This is a genomic window from Pseudomonas sp. SWRI111 (genome assembly GCF_014268555.1).
GTDB lineage: Bacteria > Pseudomonadota > Gammaproteobacteria > Pseudomonadales > Pseudomonadaceae > Aquipseudomonas > Aquipseudomonas hamedanensis.
This window is the reverse complement of the sequence record NZ_JABWQQ010000061.1, coordinates 1-522: the sequence shown is the minus strand read 5'-3', so window position 1 is coordinate 522 and position 522 is coordinate 1. Positions and strand designations below refer to the sequence as shown.

The following is a 522-nucleotide window of genomic DNA, read 5'->3' as shown; positions in this document are numbered from 1 at the left end:
CAGACTGTGTGAAAACCTAGCATTCTGCTGGCCGGTTAAAGAAAATGCCCGTATCGCAAGATACGGGCATTTTTCTTATGCGCTATATCCAGGGTGAAAACCGCTCCCAGAGCGCGCTGTTTCCGCTCTCGCTGGATGAACTCATTCCCGATGACCATCTGGTGCGGGTAATCGAGGCCTACATTTCTCTTCTGGACTTTGAGCAGTTGGGTTTCGATAAAGCCAGACCCAAGGCCACCGGACGTCCTTCATACGATCCCGCCGATTTGCTCAAGCTCTATATGTACGGCTATTTCCAGCGCATTCGCTCCTCACGGCGACTTGAGGCTGAGTGCCAGCGCAACGTCGAGGTCATGTGGCTGTTGGGCCGACTAGCGCCTGACTTCAAAACCATTGCTGATTTTCGCCGCGACAACAGTGCTGCGTTTACCGCGACCTGCCGAGCCTTTGTTCGATTTTGCCGACAGGCTGGTCTGATTGCCGGCGAGCTGGTGGCCATCGATGGCAGCAAATTTCAGGCGG

Annotated in this window: 1 protein-coding gene; it reads left to right on the top strand. The window is 54.6% G+C overall.

Going from position 1 to position 522, the window contains the following annotated elements:
* Positions 1-77: 77 nt before the first annotated feature.
* Positions 78-522 (top strand): transposase (locus HU755_RS26940; RefSeq protein ID WP_186638291.1); only part of this gene is annotated, 445 nt, incomplete at its 3' end.